This window comes from Streptomyces mangrovi (assembly GCF_900114215.1).
GTDB lineage: Bacteria > Actinomycetota > Actinomycetes > Streptomycetales > Streptomycetaceae > Streptomyces > Streptomyces barkulensis.
This window is the reverse complement of the sequence record NZ_FOSG01000012.1, coordinates 83548-100213: the sequence shown is the minus strand read 5'-3', so window position 1 is coordinate 100213 and position 16666 is coordinate 83548. Positions and strand designations below refer to the sequence as shown.

Sequence of the window (16666 nt, the reverse complement as noted above, 5' to 3'; positions counted from 1 at the left end):
CCGCGCAAGGGTCGCGGCGAAGAAACATCGAGGTACCGCAAGCGGCCTGGATACAGGCAGTTCACGGGTCCGGGCGGCTGTCTTCCGCTCAGCTCCTTGACACCCGCCCCGCCCTCACCCCAGCATCGAAGCGCTTCGAATCGTGTACCGCCACACCACGGCACACGCCACAGCACGCACCGCCGCGCGCACCGCCGCGCGGTGGCGGCCGCCCATCTTCCGGAGGGGACCTTCCGCACGTGAGCACCGACCAGCCGCCCTTCCGCGATCCGGCGCTGCCGGCCCGTGAGCGCGCCGCCGACCTGCTGGCGCGGCTCACACCCGACGAGCGCGTCGCGATGCTGCACCAGTTCGCCCCGGCCGTGGAGCGTCTGGGCGTCGCGGCCTTCCGCACCGGCCAGGAGGCGCTGCACGGCGTGGCCTGGATGGGCCCGGCCACCGTCTTCCCCCAGGCCGTGGGCCTCGGGGCGACCTGGAACGACGAGCTGGTGCGGCGGGTGGGCGAGGCCGTCGGGCGGGAGGTGCGCGCGATGCGGGCCCGCGATCCGCGCGTCGGGCTGAACGTCTGGTCGCCCACGGTCAACCTGCTGCGCCATCCGCTGTGGGGGCGCAACGAGGAGGGTTACTCCGAGGACCCTCATCTGACCGCCGCGATCGCCACCGCCTACACCCGCGGCCTGCGCGGCGACCACCCCACCCGATGGCGCACCGCCCCGGTGCTCAAGCACTGGCTGGCGCACAACAACGAGACCGACCGCGACACCTCCTCGGCCTCGGTGCGCCCGCGCGTGCTGCACGAGTACGAGCTGCCGGCCTTCCGCGGCCCCGTCGAGGCGGGCGCGGTGGCCGGGGTGATGCCCGCGTACAACCTGGTCAACGGCCGCCCCAACCACCTCTCGCCACTGCTGGCCGAGCAGTTGCGCACCTGGTGCGACCACGACCTGGTGGTGTGCTCGGACGCCGGCGCGCCCAGCAACCTGGCCGACTCCCAGGGCTACTTCGACACTCACGAGGAGGCCACCGCCGCCGCCCTGCGCGCCGGGGTGGACAGCTTCACCGACCACGGCGAGGACTCCTCGCCGATCACCTCCCGGGTGCGCGGCGCGCTGGAGCGCGGGCTGATCGGACAGGAGCATGTGGACGCGGCGGTGCTGCGGCTGCTGGCGATGCGGTGCGCGCTGGGCGAGTTCGACCCCGAACCCCTCGACGTGGACGCCGCGTTCGACACCCCCGGGCACCGGGAGCTGGCGCGCGAGGCCGCCGAGCAGGCGGTCGTCCTGCTGCGCAACGACGGTCTGCTGCCGCTGGCGGAGGGGGTGCGGGTCGCGGTCGTCGGGCTGCTGGCCGACGAGTGCAAGCTCGACTGGTACAGCGGTGCGCTGCTGCGCCGCTCCACTCCCCTGGACGGTCTGCGGAAGCGGTTCGGCGCGGACCGGGTGGTGTACGCCGAGGGCGCCGACCGGGTGCGGCTGCGCTGTCCGGGCGGATGGCTGGCCGTGCCCGGGGCCGGCCCCGGTGAGCGGGGGGCCGGCGATCCGGCGGCCGGGGGCGCGCTGGACCCGGCGCTGCTGCGCGGCCGCACCGATCTGCCGCCGCTGACGGTGAGCGCCGGCGCCGGTGAGGAGTTCGCGCCGGTGGACTGGGGCGGTGGGGTGCTGACGCTGCGCGCGGACAGCGGCCGCTATCTGTCGGTCGCCGAGGACGGCTTCGTACGCGCCTCGGCCGAGCAGCCGGGCGGCTGGGTGGTCCAGGAGACCTTCGAGCTGGAGCCCCACGGCGGCGGACACCTCCTCAGGCACCGGGGGACGGGCCGGTACGTGGAAGTCGCCGCCGACGGCGTCCGGGTTGCCGCCGAGGGCGGGCCGGGCACGGTGTTCACCGTCGAGACCGTCCGGCGCGGCGAGGACGAGGTGCGCGCCGCCGCCCGGGAGGCCGACGTGGTGGTCGTCGTCGCGGGCAACGACCCGCACATCGGCGGGCGCGAGACCGAGGACCGCACCACCCTCGCCCTGCCGCCGCGGCAGGACCGGCTGTGGCGGGCGGCCCGCGACGTCAACCCGCGTACCGCGCTGGTGCTCACCTCCGCCTATCCGTACGCGGTGGGCGACGCCGACGAGGCACTGCCCGCCCTGCTGTGGACCGCCCACGGCGGGCAGGCGGCAGGGGACGCGCTGGCCGCCGTGCTGGCCGGCGACGTCTCACCGGGCGGGCGACTGCCGCAGACCTGGTATGCCGCCGACACCGATCTGCCCGGTCTGCTGGACTACGACGTCATCGGCTCGCGCACCACCTACCTGTACTTCGACGGCACACCGCTCTACCCGTTCGGTCACGGCCTGTCGTACACCTCCTTCGGGTACGGCGAGCCGGAGGTCTTCTGCGACGGCCGGATGCTGACCGTCCGCTGCGCGGTGACCAACACCGGTGCGATGGCGGGCGACGAGGTGGTCCAGCTCTACGTGCGCGCCGTCGAGGTGGCCGGACGCCGGCTGCCCCGCCCGCACCGCGCGCTGGCGGCCCACCGCCGGATCCGGCTGGACCCGGGCGCGTCGCGGGAGGTGGAGTTCACCGTCCCGGCCTCCCGGGCCCTGGGTCTGTGGGACGTGGCCCACGGCCGGTGGCGGGTGGCCCCGGGCTCCTACGCCGCCGACCTCGGCGCCTCCAGCGCCGACATCCGCCGCAGCGCGGTCTTCCGCGTCGACGGCGAGCCCGGCGCCCCGCGTCCGGTGGGCGGTATCCGGGCCGCCGACTACGACGGGCAGAGCGGCACCGAGCTGGTGGATCTGAGCCGGGAGCGGGGTGACGCGGTCGCCCCGGCCGGCCCGGGGGCGGCCGAACTGGTCTTCCACGACTGCGACTTCGGCCCCGGTGCCGGTTCGGTGACGGTGGAGGCGGCGCGCGCCGAGCCCGGCGAGGCGGAGATCGTCCTGCGCCTGGACGGCGGCGGTGAGGGCGGTGAGGGCGGTGAGGGCCGCGTTCTGGGCCGCGTTCTGGCCCGCCTCACCGTCCCCCGCACCGGCGACCGCTACACGTACACCACCGTGCGGGCCCGCCTGGACGATCCGCCCTCGGGCGTGCGCGATCTGCGCGTCACCCTGCACGGCTCCCTCAGACTGGCCCGTCTGGGCTTCGACGGCCCCTCTTCCGCCGAAGCCACCTGACGACGGGCGGGCCCGCGCCGCGGTCCGGCCCCGGCAGGAGGACCGGACCGCGGCGAACCGGGCGAGGGGGCGGCGTCTACAGGTCCAGGCCGGTGAGGACCATCACCCGCTCGTAGGTGTAGTCCTCCATGGCGAACAGCACGCCCTCGCGTCCGACGCCGGACTCCTTGGTGCCGCCGTAGGGCATCTGGTCGGCGCGGTAGGAGGGCACGTCGCCGATGACCACGCCGCCGACCTCCAGGGCGCGGTGGGCGCGGAAGGCCGCCTGCACGTCGTGGGTGAACACCCCGGCCTGCAGGCCGTACCTGGAGTCGTTGACCGCGGCGAAGGCGGCCTCCTCGCCGTCGACCGAGGTCAGCGTGAGCACGGGGCCGAAGATCTCCTCGCACGAGACCGCGGTGTCGGCGGGCACGTCCGCGAGGACGGTGGGGGCGTATGTGGCTCCGTCGCGCTTGCCGCCGGTCAGCAGCTTCGCACCGGCCGCGACCGCCTCGTCGACCCAGGACTCCACCCGCCTGGCGGCGTCCTCGCTGATCAGCGGGCCGACGTCGGTGGCGTCGTCGGACGGGTCGCCGGTGGCCAGCGCCTCGACGGCCTCGACCACCCGGGGCACCAGCCGGTCGTGGACCGAGGCGTCGGCGATGACGCGCTGGACGGAGATGCAGGACTGGCCGCCCTGGTAGTTGGAGAAGGTCGCGATGCGCTGCGCGGCCCGGTCCAGGTCGGCGTCGGAGGAGTAGTCGGCCAGCACGACGGCCGCGCCGTTCCCGCCCAGCTCCAGGGTGACGCGCTTGCGGGGCACGGTGTCCAGGATGGACCAGCCCACGGGGCCGGAGCCGGTGAAGGAGATGACCGGCAGGCGCTCGTCGGCCACCAGGGACGGCATGCGGTCGTTGGGGACGGGGAGCACCGACCAGGAGCCGGCCGGCAGGTCCGTCTCGGCCAGCAGTTCACCGATGAGCAGCCCGGACAGCGGGGTGGCCGGGGCGGGCTTGAGGATGATCGGCGTGCCGACCGCGATGGCCGGGGCGACCTTGTGGGCGCACAGGTTGAGGGGGAAGTTGAACGGTGCGATGCCCAGCACCGGTCCGCGCGGGAAGCGCCGGGTCAGGGCGAGACGGCCGGTCCCGCCCGCGTCGGTGTCCAGCCGCTGCGCGGTGCCGCCGTTGAAGCGGCGGGCCTCCTCGGCGGCCCAGCGGAAGACCGACACGCAGCGGCCGACCTCGCCGCGGGCCCACTTCATGGGCTTGCCGTTCTCGGCGGAGATCAGCTTCGCGATCTCCTCGGCGCGCTCGGCCAGCCGCCGGTGGACGTGGTCCAGGGCGGCGGCGCGCACATGCGCGGGGGTGGCCGCGAACTCGGCGGCCACCTCGGCCGCGGCGGCCACGGCCTGCTCGACCTGGGCCTCGGTGGGGACGCTGACGGTGCCGACGGTCCGGCCGTCCCAGGGCGAGGTGACCTCGAAGGTCTCGTCGCCGGTCGCCTCGCGGCCGGCGAGCCAGAACGCGTGTGGGGAAGTCGCTGTGGTCACTGCGTATCCCGGCCCTTCCGAAGTGGTGGAGCGGTGGAGGTGTGGTCGGGGCCCGGCTGCTGCGCGGCCGGCTCCTGGCACCACCGTAGGGGCCGGGGCCGTACGGGACTCTTGTCCGGCACGTATCACTCGGGTTGTTCCGCGCACCGCTTTGTCGGAAAGGGCCCGGTTGCCCGCCCGCTGTTTTGCCGCGACCATGACACGGCACGGAACGCACCACCCCCACCCGTCGAACTGGACACCCCAGGAGACGCGATGCGTAGACGTCCTCACGGGCGGCGGACCCTCACCGCCGCCCTCCTCCTCACCCTCGCACTGGCCGTTCCGCTCGGGACGCAGGCCACCGCCGCCCCTCCCGACGACGGCCGGCGGGCCACCCCCGCCGGCGAGCGGCAGTACGAGATCGCCGGGGTCACCGGCGCCGAACAGCGCACGGCCATCGCCCGTACGGGTACGGCCATCGACGCGGTGCGCGAACACTCGGTGGTGGTCACCGCCGACGCCGCGCAGGCCGAGAAGCTGCGGAAAGCCGGCCACCGCCTCACCGCCCTGCCCGCTCCCCCGCAGCGGGGCGCCGGAAGCGACGGGGTGAACACCCTCGACTACCCGCCGAGCGACTCCGGCTACCACAACTACGCCGAGACCATGGCGGCCATCGACGGGTATGTGCGGGAGTACCCGGACATCATGGCCAAGAAGGTCATCGGCAAGACCTACCAGGGCCGCGACATCGTCGCCGTCAAGATCAGCGACAACGTCTCCGCCGACGAGAGCGAGCCGGAGGTGCTGTTCACCCACCACCTGCACGCCCGTGAGCACCTCACCGTGGAGATGGCGCTGTACGTGATCCGCGAGTTCGGCGAGCGGTACGGCAGCGACTCCCGCATCACCCGCATGGTCGACAGCCGCGAGCTGTGGGTGATCGCCGACGTCAACCCCGACGGCGGCGAGTACGACATCGCCTCGGGCAGCTACCGCAGCTGGCGCAAGAACCGCCAGCCCAACTCCGGCTCCTGGTACGTCGGCACCGACCTCAACCGCAACTGGTACTACAAGTGGGGCTGCTGCGGCGGCTCCTCCTCCAGCCCCTACAGCGCCACCTACCGCGGCCCGTCCGCCGGGTCCGCGCCGGAGGTGAAGGTCGTCGCCGACTTCGTCCGCGGCCGTGTGGTGGGCGGGCAGCAGCAGATCAAGGCGCACATCGACTTCCACACCTACAGCGAGCTGGTGCTGTGGCCCTACGGCTACACCTACAGCGACACCGCTCCGGGGCTCACCCAGGACGACCGGAACGCCTTCGCCACCGTCGGCAGGGCGATGGCCGCGTCCAACGGATACACCCCCCAGCAGTCCAGCGACCTCTACATCACCGACGGCACGATCAACGACTGGCTGTGGGCCGAGCACCGCATCTTCAGCTACACCTTCGAGATGTACCCCGGCCCGAACGGGCGGGACGGCTTCTACCCGCCCGACGAGGTGATCGAGCGGGAGACCAGCCGCAACGAGGACGCCGTCCTGCTGCTGATGGAGAACGCCGACTGCATGTACCGCTCGATCGGCAAGGAGCAGCAGTACTGCTCCTGACACCCTGACGGTGCCCTGACCGTGTCCTGACCGCGCCCGGGCCTCCCGGATCCGGCCGTCCCGGGTCCGGGAGGCCCGGGTCCCGGTCCCTCCGGGTCTCAGCCCCTGCGGGGCCGCCCCCGGTCCCTTTGGACCGGGGGCACGGTCGCCGTCGCCTTGAGCGCCAGCCACAGCTCCATCCGCACGTCCGGATCGTCCAGCGACCGGCCGAGGATCTCCTCGACCCGCCGCATCCGGTAGCGGAGGGTGTGCCGGTGGACGCCGAGGTCGGCGGCGGCCGCGTCCCACTGCCCGTGCCGGGAGAGCCAGGCGTGCAGCGAGGCGACCAGGTCGCCGCGGCCGTGCGCGTCGTGCTCGTACAGCGCGCGCAGCATCCCGTCGGCGAAGGCGCGCACCGCCTCGTCGGCCAGCAGCGGGAGGACCGAGCCGGAGGCCACGTCCTCGTGCTCGACCAGTGCCCGGCCGCGGCGGCGGGCGACGGACAGCGCCTGCCCGGCCTGCTTGAACGCCGCGGCCACGGAGGCGAGTCCGGCGGGCGCCGAGACGCCGACGACCACCCCGTGTTCCGTACCGGCGCCCATCGGGCCGGCGCCCACCGGGCCGCCCCCGGCCGCCGTCTCGGTCCGGCTCGCGAAGTCCGCGCAGGCCGCCGCCGCGGCGCCGCCGTCCGCCACCAGTGCCACCAGTCGCCGGTCGTGCCGGACCAGCAGGACGGACTCCCCCGCCCGGGCGGCGGCCGACTCGGTCTTCTCCGCGAGCGCCTCCACCCCGGCGGGCAGGGCGCCTCCCGGCTCGCCCGCCTCTTCGGGAGTAGCGCCCGCGGCCCCGCCCGCACCGGGCTCCCGGGCGCCCGCCGCCTTGCCCCGTGCCGACGCGCCCTCGGCCACGACCACCCGCAGCGGCTCGTCCAGCAGCGTGCCGTAGAGCGAACCGGCGACCGCCCGGGCGTGGTCGGCCTCCCCCGCCAGCAGCATCCGCAGTACCGCCGCGCCCAGTCGCTGCTCGGCCTCCAGCAGGGCCCGGGACCGCTCGGTGGTCAGCGTCAGCAGCGCCACGGCGGAGTTGACGGCGTAGCGCTCGGCGGTGCCCGGCGGTGCGCCGGTGCCGACCGCGAGCACGGCCCTGACCCGGCGCCCGGAACCGATCGACTGCAGCTCCACCCGGTCGCCCGCCCGGCCGCCGGTCCCGCTCACCACGGCGCTCGCGGTGGCGGAGCGGTCGCGCAGCCGCCGCACCTCGTCGGTCAGCTCGGCGGCGCGGCGGGAGGCCCAGGACGGGGCGGCGGCGACCAGCGCGCCGGAGACGTCGTAGAGCGCGGCCCAGCCGTCCACATGGGCCGCCAGCTTCGCCAGCAGACCGGATGTGCCGCGCGCGGAGAGCACGGCACGGGTCATCTCCCGCTGGGCCTCGAACCCGGCCTTGACCGCGCGGTACTGCTCGGCCGCGCCTGCCGCCGAGACCGCCTTGACGATGGCCAGGAACGGAGTGCGCCGGGGCACCTCCAGCAGCGGGAAACCGGCCTCGCGGGCGGCGTCCAGCAGTGCCGGGGGCACCGTGTCGTAGGCGACTCCGGCCGCGAAGCCGAGTCCGACCACACCGGCGGCGTCCAGCCGGGCGACGTAGCGGCGCATCGCCTCCGCGTCCTCGACGTCGAGCTTCATCGCCGTGACCAGCAGCAGCTCCCCTCCGTCCAGATACGGCACCGGGTCGGCCAGCTCGCTGACGTGCGCCCAGCGCACCGGGGCGTCCAGCCGCCCCTCGCCCGCGAGGACGGCGAGCTTGAGGGAGGAGTTCTGGACCAGCGAGGCGAGGGTGATCGGCATGGCTGATCTGGGGCCCTTTCCGGCGTTCGACCGCCGGCCGGCGGCCCGGCGGGCGGGAGAGGAGGGCGGCGGGTTTTGTCCGTGCGGTAGCAAGGATAAGGCCGCACTACTACTGACCGTACAGCCGTACGCGCCGTCGTACGCCCTCTCCGGTCCGCCTTCTCCGGTCCGTCCGCGCGCCCCGGCTACTCCCCGAGCCGGGCCAGGACCGGCGGGCTCGCCTCGCCCCGGACGGTGGTCAGCGACACCACCGCGTGGCCCGGCGGCACCTTGTGCGCGAGGTCGGAGGCGGACCAGCGCTCGCGCTGGACCGTGCGCACGGTGACCGAGCGGGTGGTCGCCCGCACCCCCGTGAACAGGGCCCGGATCCCGCGCAGGGCACGCCGGAGCGCGCCTCCGGAGAAGTCGGGGTTGTGGGTGACGTCCTCGGTCTTCACCCAGTCCCGCCCCCACGCCTGCGCGAACACCTCGCCGTCCCAGGTGCTCACCCCCGACAGCACCACCCGGCAGCCGACCGCCCCCACCGCCGCCGCACGCAGCGGCTCGGGCACCTCGTCCAGGCTGCGCAGCGCCAGCACCACCCCCGCGTTGGCGGTCCGCAGCCGCTGGACGGCGCGTACGGAGGCGGGGGTGAGGGTGTGCGCGGCGTCGTCGAGCACCAGGCAGGCGAACAGGGAGCGCTCGTCGCGGTCGCGGGCACAGGCGGTGAACTGGGCGAGCAGCAGCCGGGCCAGCAGCCGGGACGCCTCCGCGTGACCGCGTTCGGGCAGGTCGATCCGCACCCGCAGCGGATGCGCCAGGTCGCGCATGGCGAAGGGGCGGGGGGCGCCGCCGGTGCGGCCGGTGCCGAAGAACCCGGCGAACGCGGGCCGGTCCAGCAGTGCGATCCGGTCCGCGAGCAGCGGTCCCGGATCGCCGGGCCGCTCCGACTGGCGCTCGCGGGCGTCCAGTTCACGCAGGGCGGCGCCGTCCCCGGCGGCCTCGCACGCCTGGCGCAGCGCGGCGAGCGCGACGGGCACCCCGTCGAGCAGTTCGCGCAGTTCCGGCACGGACGGGAAGCGGCCGTGGGCGGCCCGGTGGGGGCCGATGAGCTGGGCGAGGGCGGTGGCGGCGCGGCGGGTGTCGGCCTCACCACCGAAACCGCCCGCACCACCGGGGCCCGCCGGGCCGCCGGGCGCGTCCCCGACCATCGCCTCGGCCAGGACGGCGGCGGCCTCGTCCGGGTCGTCGGTGCCGCCGTAGAGGTCGAGGTCGTGGGCGCAGCCGGGGTCGCCGAGCCGGATCACCACGTCGTAGGCCTCGTCGGGGCCAAGCCCGGCACCCGCCGTGCCCACGGCGACCACGGCGGCCCGCCCGGTGAGGGCCTGGAGGGCCAGGGACTCCACCACCGGCCGCACCACCCGGCTGGTCTTGCCCGCCGCCGACGGCCCCACCACCAGCATCGAGGTGCTCAGCAGCGCGGGCTCCAGTGCGAGGCGGGCACCCCGGTAGGCGTACGGGTTGCGCTCCTCGTCGGACGCGGCGCCCAGCCGCACCTGCCCGGTCAGCAGGTCGTGCCGGGCCGCCCGGACGGGCAGGTCGCGGTCGCCGGAGGGGTGGGCGAAGGCGGCGGCTCCCCGGTCGAGCACGGCCTCGGTGAAGGCGGGCAGTTGTTCGTACCGCGCCCGTACCGCCTGCCAGGCGCGGTCGATCCGGACGTAGTCGACGTCGTTCATCCCGCCGCCGTGGATCTCGGCCGTCAGCCGGTCGGCCGCGGCGTGCTCGCCCACGGCCCGCAACTGGGGCCACAGCGCCGGATCGGCGGGCCCGCCGGGGGGCGCGGCCGCCGGGGCGGCCGGCCGTCCGGCTCCTCCCCCGGCCCCCTCCGGCCCGCCCGGCCCGCCCGGCCCGCCCGGCCCGCGCAGCCGCGGGCGCACGTAGCGCCGCCAGATCTCCCCCCAGTGCCCGATCTTCCCGAAACCCCAGGCCAACAGGGCCGCGAGAAGTGCGTAGTAGGCGTATGCGGCGGCGATGAAGGCATCGACGTCACCCGAGACGCCCTTCCAGGAATCGGGGGTGAACCAGTCCAGCGGCCACATCAGCGGCGGGATGTAACCGTTGTAGTTCAGCGACCACACCAGCAGAGCGCACACCAGTGCCAGTGCCGCCCCGCCCAGCAGTTGCCGGTCGCCCAGCCGGTCGGGGTCCTCCGGCGGCCTGGGCCGGTGCCCGTACCGCCAGATGCCGGGGTCCGCCTCGGGGCGCGGGGCGCGCAGCCACTCGCCCAGGGACGGCCCGGCCGAGGGCGCCTGCCGCGGCATCGGGGGCGCGGGCGGGGCCGGCGGCATCGCCGGCAGGTCCCCCCGCCCGCCGCGCACCCCGCGCGGGTCCCCCGGATCTCCTGCCCCCCATGCCCCGTGCGCCCCGCCGTTCACCATGCCCCGCCCAGCTCCTCGTCCGGCACGCCCTCGCCCGTCCACCGTCCCAATCTAGCCCCCGGCAAAGGCGGTTGACCGCCGTACACAACCGGCCATGTCCACCGCGGCCAACACGACACGGACACTTCTCCGCGGCGGTGCATGTCGACGCACCCTCCCCAGCCCTAGCCTGCGAGAAACCACACCCATGAACACCCCTTCGCACCGATGAGCCCGAGGAGTCCGTCATGAGCGAAATGCCCAAAGGTTCCGCCCTCCCCCAGGAGCGCCGCGTCGTCACCGCGATCCCCGGACCGAAGTCACAGGAGCTGGCGGCCCGCAAGCAGGCGGCCGTGGCGGCGGGCGTGGGGGCGGTCATGCCCGTGTTCGCCGCCCGTGCCGGGGGCGGCGTCCTGGAGGACGTCGACGGCAACTCCTTCATCGACCTGGGCTCCGGCATCGCCGTGACCTCGGTCGGCAACAGCGCCGAGGCCGTGGTGCGCCGCGCCGCCGCCCAGCTGGAGCTGTTCACGCACACCTGTGTGATGGTGACCCCCTACGAGGGCTACGTGGAGGTCTGCGAGGAACTGGCGAGGCTCACCCCCGGTGACCACGCCAAGCGGTCGGCGCTGTTCAACTCCGGTGCCGAGGCGGTCGAGAACGCCGTGAAAATCGCCCGCTCGTACACCGGGCGCCAAGCCGTCGTCGTCTTCGACCACGGCTACCACGGCCGCACCAACCTCACCATGGCGCTGACCGCGAAGAACATGCCCTACAAGCAGGGCTTCGGACCGTTCGCGCCCGAGGTCTACCGGGTGCCGGTCGCCTATCCCTTCCGCTGGCCCACCGGCCCGGACAACTGCGCCGAGGAGGCCGCGGCCCAGGCGATCGACCAGATCTCCAAGCAGGTCGGGGCACGGAACGTGGCCGCGATCGTCATCGAGCCGCTGCTGGGCGAGGGCGGGTTCATCGAGCCCGCCAAGGGCTTCCTGCCGCGCATCGCCGAGTTCGCCCGCGACAACGGCATTGTCTTCGTCGCGGACGAGATCCAGTCCGGCTTCTGCCGCACCGGCCAGTGGTTCGCCTGCGAGGACGAGGGGATCGTCCCGGACCTGATCACCACCGCCAAGGGCATCGCCGGCGGTCTGCCGCTGGCCGCCGTCACCGGCCGCGCCGAGATCATGGACGCCGTGCACTCCGGCGGCCTCGGCGGCACCTACGGCGGCAACCCGGTGGCCTGCGCCGCCGCGCTGGGCGCGATCGAGACGATGCGTGAGCTGGACCTGAACGCGAAGGCCCGCCGCATCGAGGAGATCATGAAGCCCCGGCTGGAGAAGATGGCCCAGCAGCACGGCGTGATCGGCGAGGTCCGCGGCCGGGGCGCGATGATCGCCGTCGAGCTGGTGAAGCCCGGCACCAAGGAGCCCGACCCCGAGGCCACCGCCGCCGTGGCCAGGCACTGCCACCAGGCGGGCGTGCTGGTGCTGACCACCGGCACCTACGGCAACGTGGTCCGCTTCCTGCCCCCGCTGGTCATCGGGGAGGATCTGCTGAACGAGGGCCTGGACGTCGTCGAGGAGGCCCTGGCGAGCCTGGGGTGACACCCGGGATGATCCCGGAATGGGGAGCTGCGTGAAGAATGTGTGCGGGGGCCATGGCCTTGCGGTGACACGCCTGTCCGCCGCCCGCCGCCTGCCGTACGGTCTTCCTCGGAAGAACGCGGTGTCCCGTCCACGGGCCTCCGCGGACGGTACCGAGCCGGTGATTCCCCTCATCCGGCCCGGCTGTGCCTTCGCGCACACTCCTCACCGATCGGACGGCCGCCCGCCCCACACCCCCCGGGGCGAGCGGTGACCGGTCGCCACGGCGGCCCCGGAACCCTCCCCCCTGTTCCGGGGCCGCCGTTCCGCGTCCCCCGGCCGCTCCCGCTCCCGGCCGTGCTCCTGACGGTGCTTTCGGCGGTGGTCCTTCCCCTGCTGCTCCTCACCGCGGTCACCTGGCAGGTGACCGCCGACGGGCCGCTGGCGGAGGAGGACGAGCGCCTGGCGCGCCGGATGCGCGAGGACGCCCCGCCGACCGCTCTCGCCGAGTTCCTCGCCGACCTGGGCAACATCGAGGTCGCGCTGCCCGTCCTGGCCGCGGCGCTGGCGTACGTGTGGGCGCGCGCGGGCCGGCGCCGCCCGCCGCCGGTGGTCCTGGCGGCCACCGCGGCGATGGCCGCCGTACCCGCTCTGGTGGCGCCGCTGAAGGCGCTGACCGGCCGGCCCGGCCCGCTCGGCGGCACCGGCTACTTCCCCTCCGGCCACGCGGCGACGGCCGTGGTCGCCTACGGCGCCGCCGCGCTGCTGGTGCTGTCCCGCGGCCGCGCGCGGCCGCGATGGCTCCGATGGGGCCGGTGGGCGCTGCCGGCGGCGGCCGCGCTGGTGTGCGCCGCCGTGGGCGCGGGGCTGGTGTGGCGGGGATACCACTGGCCGCTGGACGTGCTGGGCAGCTGGTGTCTGGGCGTGCCGCTGCTGGCCGGCGTCCTCGCCGCCTCCGGCGGGCCCGCGCGGCCCGGACGGCCCGGGCCCGGGGGCCGCCCGCGCCCGCCGGACGGCTCCTAGACCTCCCCGGCGGACGGACCGTACCCGCCGAAGGCGGGCGCCCGGTCCACCACCTGGGTGTGGTTGGTGTCCTCGTGCCACTCCTCCTCCGCCGGTTCGAACCGGTCGATGTTGAGGAAGAACCAGGTGCCCAGCGCGGTGATCGCGGCCGAGATCACGAAGGAGACCACCCCGAGGACGAGCCCGGCCGTCGCCTGGCCGCTGCCGTACGCCTGGCCCCGCTTGACCCTGCGGCGCGCCGCGATGCCCAGGCCGATGGCGACGGGCCCGGTGACGACGGCCAGGACCGCGCCGTAGAAGGTCGTCACCAGCACCATGCTGACGATGCCGAGGACCATCGCCGCGGTGCAGATGCCGCTGGTCTGCGGGGGCGGCGGAGGCGGCACCCAGCCGGGCACCGGACTCGCCGGCCCGTACCCGTGGCCGGGCTGGGGCGCGGTCCCCGGCCACGGACCGCCGCCGTACGCATGCCCCTGTCCGTATCCCTGCCCGTACCCCTGCCCGGGCGGCTGCGGCTGCTGCGGCTGTCCGGCCGGCGGCACGAACGCAGTCACGGCCGGCCGGACGGACGGCGGCGCACCGGCCTGCTGCCCGCCGGCCTTGCCGAGCGGTACGCCCTCCCCCGGGCCCGGGTTCTCCGGCATGTCCCCTCCTCGTCGAGTGTCGGGCCATCGTAGGCGTGCGTGCGCCGCGCCCGGCTCCCGCCTACCATGGCCGCGCTCTCGTCCATCTGGAGGAACCTTGCCCAGCTCCGGCAGCGGCGGTCTGTCCGCGTTCATCGCAGGCCTTCCCAAGGCCGAACTCCACGTCCACCACGTCGGATCGGCCTCCCCCCGCATCGTGGCCGAGCTGGCCGCCCGGCACCCGAACTCCGCGGTCCCGGCCGACGAGGACGCGCTCGCGGAGTTCTTCACCTTCAGTGACTTCGCCCACTTCATCGAGGTCTACCTGTCCGTGGTGGACCTCGTCCGCGACGCCGAGGACGTCCGGCTGCTGACCTACGAGGTCGCCCGGGACATGGCCCGCCAGAACATCCGCTACGCCGAGCTGACCGTCACCCCCTACAGCTCGACGCGGCGCGGCATACCCGAGCGCGCCTTCATGGAGGCCATCGAGGACGCCCGCCGGGCCGCGGCCGCCGAGCTGGGCGTCACTCTGCGGTGGTGCTTCGACATCCCCGGCGAGGCGGGGCTGGAGGCGGCCGAGGAGACCACCCGGCTGGCCTGCGAGCTGCGTCCCGAGGGCCTGGTCTCCTTCGGGCTGGGCGGTCCGGAGGTGGGGGTGCCGCGCCCGCAGTTCAAGCCGTACTTCGACCGCGCGATCGCCGAGGGGCTGCACAGCGTCCCGCACGCGGGCGAGACCACCGGGCCGCGGACCGTCTGGGACGCCCTGGACTCCCTGCGCGCCGAGCGCATCGGGCACGGCACCAGTTCCGTGCGCGACCCTGAGCTGCTGGCGTACCTGGCCGAGCACCGCATCCCGCTGGAGGTCTGTCCGACCTCCAACATCGCCACCCGCGCCGTGGCCTCGCTGGACGAGCACCCGATCGCGGAGATGGTCAAGGCGGGAGTGCCGGTCACCGTCAACAGCGACGACCCGCCGATGTTCGGCACCGACCTGTGCACCGAGTACGAGATCGCCGCCCGGCTGCTGGGACTGGACGCGGCCGGGGTGGCGGAGCTGGCGAAGAACGCCGTGACGGCCTCGTTCGCGCCCGCGCGGGTCAAGTCGTCCCTGTCCGCCGAGATCGACGCCTACCTGGCCTCCTGGCGGGGCTGACGCCAGGAGGCCGGAAGCGCCCCGGCCCCGCGCCCGGGAGGGGCGCGGGGCCGGATGGTGCGGTGTCGCGCCGGGCGCGCGGGCGCCTCAGAGCGCCGTCATCACGTGCTTGACGCGGGTGTAGTCCTCCAGGCCGTACGCGGAGAGGTCCTTGCCGTAGCCGGACTTCTTGAAGCCGCCGTGCGGCATCTCGGCGACCAGCGGGATGTGGGTGTTGATCCACACGCAGCCGAAGTCCAGCGCCCTGGACATCCGCATCGCGCGGGCGTGGTCCTTGGTCCACACCGAGGAGGCCAGGGCGTACTCGACGTCGTTGGCGTGGCGCACGGCCTCGGCCTCGTCGGTGAACCTCTGGACGGTGATGACCGGGCCGAAGACCTCGTTCTGGACGATCTCGTCGTCCTGCCGCAGGCCGGAGACCACCGTCGGGGCGAAGAAGTAGCCCTTGTCGCCGACACGGTGGCCGCCGGTCTCGACCTTGGCGTGGTCGGGCAGGCGCTCGATGAAGCCGGTGACCTTCTCCAGGTGGGTGGGGTTGTTCAGGGCGCCGTAGAAGCAGTCCTGGTCGTCGAGGTCGCCGGTCCTCACCTCGGCGGCGGCCTTGGTGAGGGCCGCGACGAACTCGTCGTGGACCGACTCGTGGACCAGTACGCGGGTGGCCGCGGTGCAGTCCTGCCCGGCGTTGAAGAAACCGCCGTCGCGGATGCCCTCGACTGCGGCCGGGATGTCGGCGTCCTCGAAGACCACGCAGGGGGCCTTGCCGCCCAGCTCCAGGTGGACCCGCTTGACGTCCTTGGCCGCGCTGCCGGCGACCTCCATGCCCGCGCGGACCGAGCCGGTGATGGAGGCCATCGCCGGGACGCGGTGCTCGACCATCAGCCGGCCGGTGTCGCGGTCGCCGCAGACGACATTGAAGATCCCGGCGGGCAGGTCCAGCTCCTTCAGCACCCCGCCGATGATCTCGGCGAGCAGGACCGTGGAGGCCGGGGTGGTGTCCGACGGCTTGAGGACGACGGTGTTGCCCGCGGCCAGCGCCGGGGCGAACTTCCACACGGCCATCATCATCGGGTAGTTCCACGGCGCGACCTGGGCGCAGACGCCGACCGGCTCGCGCCGCACGAAGGAGGTCATGCCCTCCATGTACTCGCCGGCGGACTTGCCCTCCAGCATGCGGGCGGCGCCGGCGAAGAAGCGGATCTGGTCGAGCATCATCGGCAGTTCCTCCTGCCGGGTCAGCTCCAGCGGCTTGCCGGTGTTCTCGCACTCGGCCGCCAGCAGTTCGTCGGCGCGCCGCTCGATCGCGTCGGCGATCTTGAGTACGGCGGTCTGGCGGGTGCCGGGGGTGGCGTCGCGCCAGGCCGGGAAGGCGGCCTCCGCGGCGGCCATGGCCGCGTCGACGTCGGCGGCGGCGGACAGCGGCGCCGTCGCGTACACCTCGCCGGTCGCCGGGTTGACGACCTCGGTGGTGCGCCCGTCGGCGGCGTCCCGGAACTCCCCGTCGATGTAGTTGCGCAGCCGACGCAGTTCGGTACCCATCTTCGCGCGCTCCTGCTCTGTTGTCCGATGAGTGGGACACCCACCCTAACCATCGAAGAACGTGTTGGACACACCCACCAGGCCGGGATTTCTTCCGCTCCGGACACCCGAATGGCGGAAATACTGGAGGAGGGTTCCCCGAAGGACCATTCGGTGGAAACTGGGCGGCTCCCGCGCCCGCCACCGTCCCGGCCGCGGCCGCGGTCCGTACCGTGCCAGTGACCGATCCCCCCTGGCGCTCGTTGTACCC

Annotated in this window: 10 protein-coding genes; 5 read left to right on the top strand and 5 right to left on the bottom strand. The window is 74.4% G+C overall.

Annotated elements, in window-relative coordinates; all coding sequences use genetic code 11:
• Window positions 1–239 precede the first annotated feature (239 nt).
• Window positions 240–3161, top strand: a complete 2922-nt coding sequence (locus BM237_RS17920) for a glycoside hydrolase family 3 C-terminal domain-containing protein (RefSeq protein WP_093850697.1) — start codon at window positions 240–242, stop codon at window positions 3159–3161.
• Window positions 3162–3237: 76 nt separating this feature from the next.
• On the opposite strand, the gene BM237_RS17915 is transcribed toward BM237_RS17920, so the two are convergent.
• Window positions 3238–4692 (bottom strand): aldehyde dehydrogenase family protein, encoded by a 1455-nt coding sequence (locus tag BM237_RS17915; protein ID WP_093850696.1) that lies wholly within the window; start codon window positions 4690–4692, stop codon window positions 3238–3240.
• A gap of 255 nt (window positions 4693–4947) precedes the next feature.
• Here BM237_RS17915 and BM237_RS17910 point away from each other — a divergent pair, with 255 nt between their 5' ends.
• On the top strand, window positions 4948–6279 hold the full coding sequence (locus BM237_RS17910) for a M14 family metallopeptidase (protein WP_093850695.1): 1332 nt from the start codon (window positions 4948–4950) through the stop codon (window positions 6277–6279).
• Window positions 6280–6377: 98 nt separating this feature from the next.
• Here the strand turns inward: BM237_RS17910 and BM237_RS17905 are convergent, their stop codons facing one another.
• Together BM237_RS17905 and BM237_RS17900 are read right to left on the bottom strand one after the other, a co-directional pair.
• On the bottom strand, window positions 6378–8102 hold the full coding sequence (locus tag BM237_RS17905) for a PucR family transcriptional regulator (RefSeq protein WP_093850694.1): 1725 nt from the start codon (window positions 8100–8102) through the stop codon (window positions 6378–6380).
• 185 nt (window positions 8103–8287) lie between these two features.
• Window positions 8288–10429 (bottom strand): ATP-binding protein, encoded by a 2142-nt coding sequence (locus BM237_RS17900; protein ID WP_245793711.1) that lies wholly within the window; start codon window positions 10427–10429, stop codon window positions 8288–8290.
• A gap of 326 nt (window positions 10430–10755) precedes the next feature.
• Between BM237_RS17900 and gabT the strand changes: the two genes are divergently transcribed.
• The gene (gene gabT / locus BM237_RS17895) at window positions 10756–12099 is read left to right on the top strand and encodes a 4-aminobutyrate--2-oxoglutarate transaminase (RefSeq protein ID WP_425443710.1); all 1344 of its coding nucleotides are present in this window, start codon (window positions 10756–10758) and stop codon (window positions 12097–12099) included.
• A gap of 336 nt (window positions 12100–12435) precedes the next feature.
• A complete protein-coding gene (locus BM237_RS17890; RefSeq protein WP_245793709.1) occupies window positions 12436–13101 on the top strand; it encodes a phosphatase PAP2 family protein in 666 nt (221 codons plus the stop codon).
• On the opposite strand, the gene BM237_RS17885 is transcribed toward BM237_RS17890, so the two are convergent.
• Window positions 13098–13745: a DUF4190 domain-containing protein gene (locus BM237_RS17885; RefSeq protein ID WP_093850691.1), complete on the bottom strand. Its 648-nt coding sequence runs from the start codon at window positions 13743–13745 to the stop codon at window positions 13098–13100. The two genes, BM237_RS17890 and BM237_RS17885, sit on opposite strands and share 4 nt — an antisense overlap.
• Before the next feature lie 97 nt (window positions 13746–13842).
• Here BM237_RS17885 and BM237_RS17880 point away from each other — a divergent pair, with 97 nt between their 5' ends.
• Entirely contained in the window at window positions 13843–14880 is a 1038-nt protein-coding gene (locus tag BM237_RS17880) for an adenosine deaminase (RefSeq protein WP_245793707.1), read from the top strand.
• Window positions 14881–14967: 87 nt separating this feature from the next.
• Here the strand turns inward: BM237_RS17880 and BM237_RS17875 are convergent, their stop codons facing one another.
• Window positions 14968–16416 carry a gamma-aminobutyraldehyde dehydrogenase gene (locus BM237_RS17875; RefSeq protein WP_093850689.1) on the bottom strand — a complete coding sequence of 483 codons (1449 nt, stop codon included), beginning with the start codon at window positions 16414–16416 and terminating at the stop codon, window positions 14968–14970.
• Between the last annotated feature and the right edge of the window lie 250 nt (window positions 16417–16666).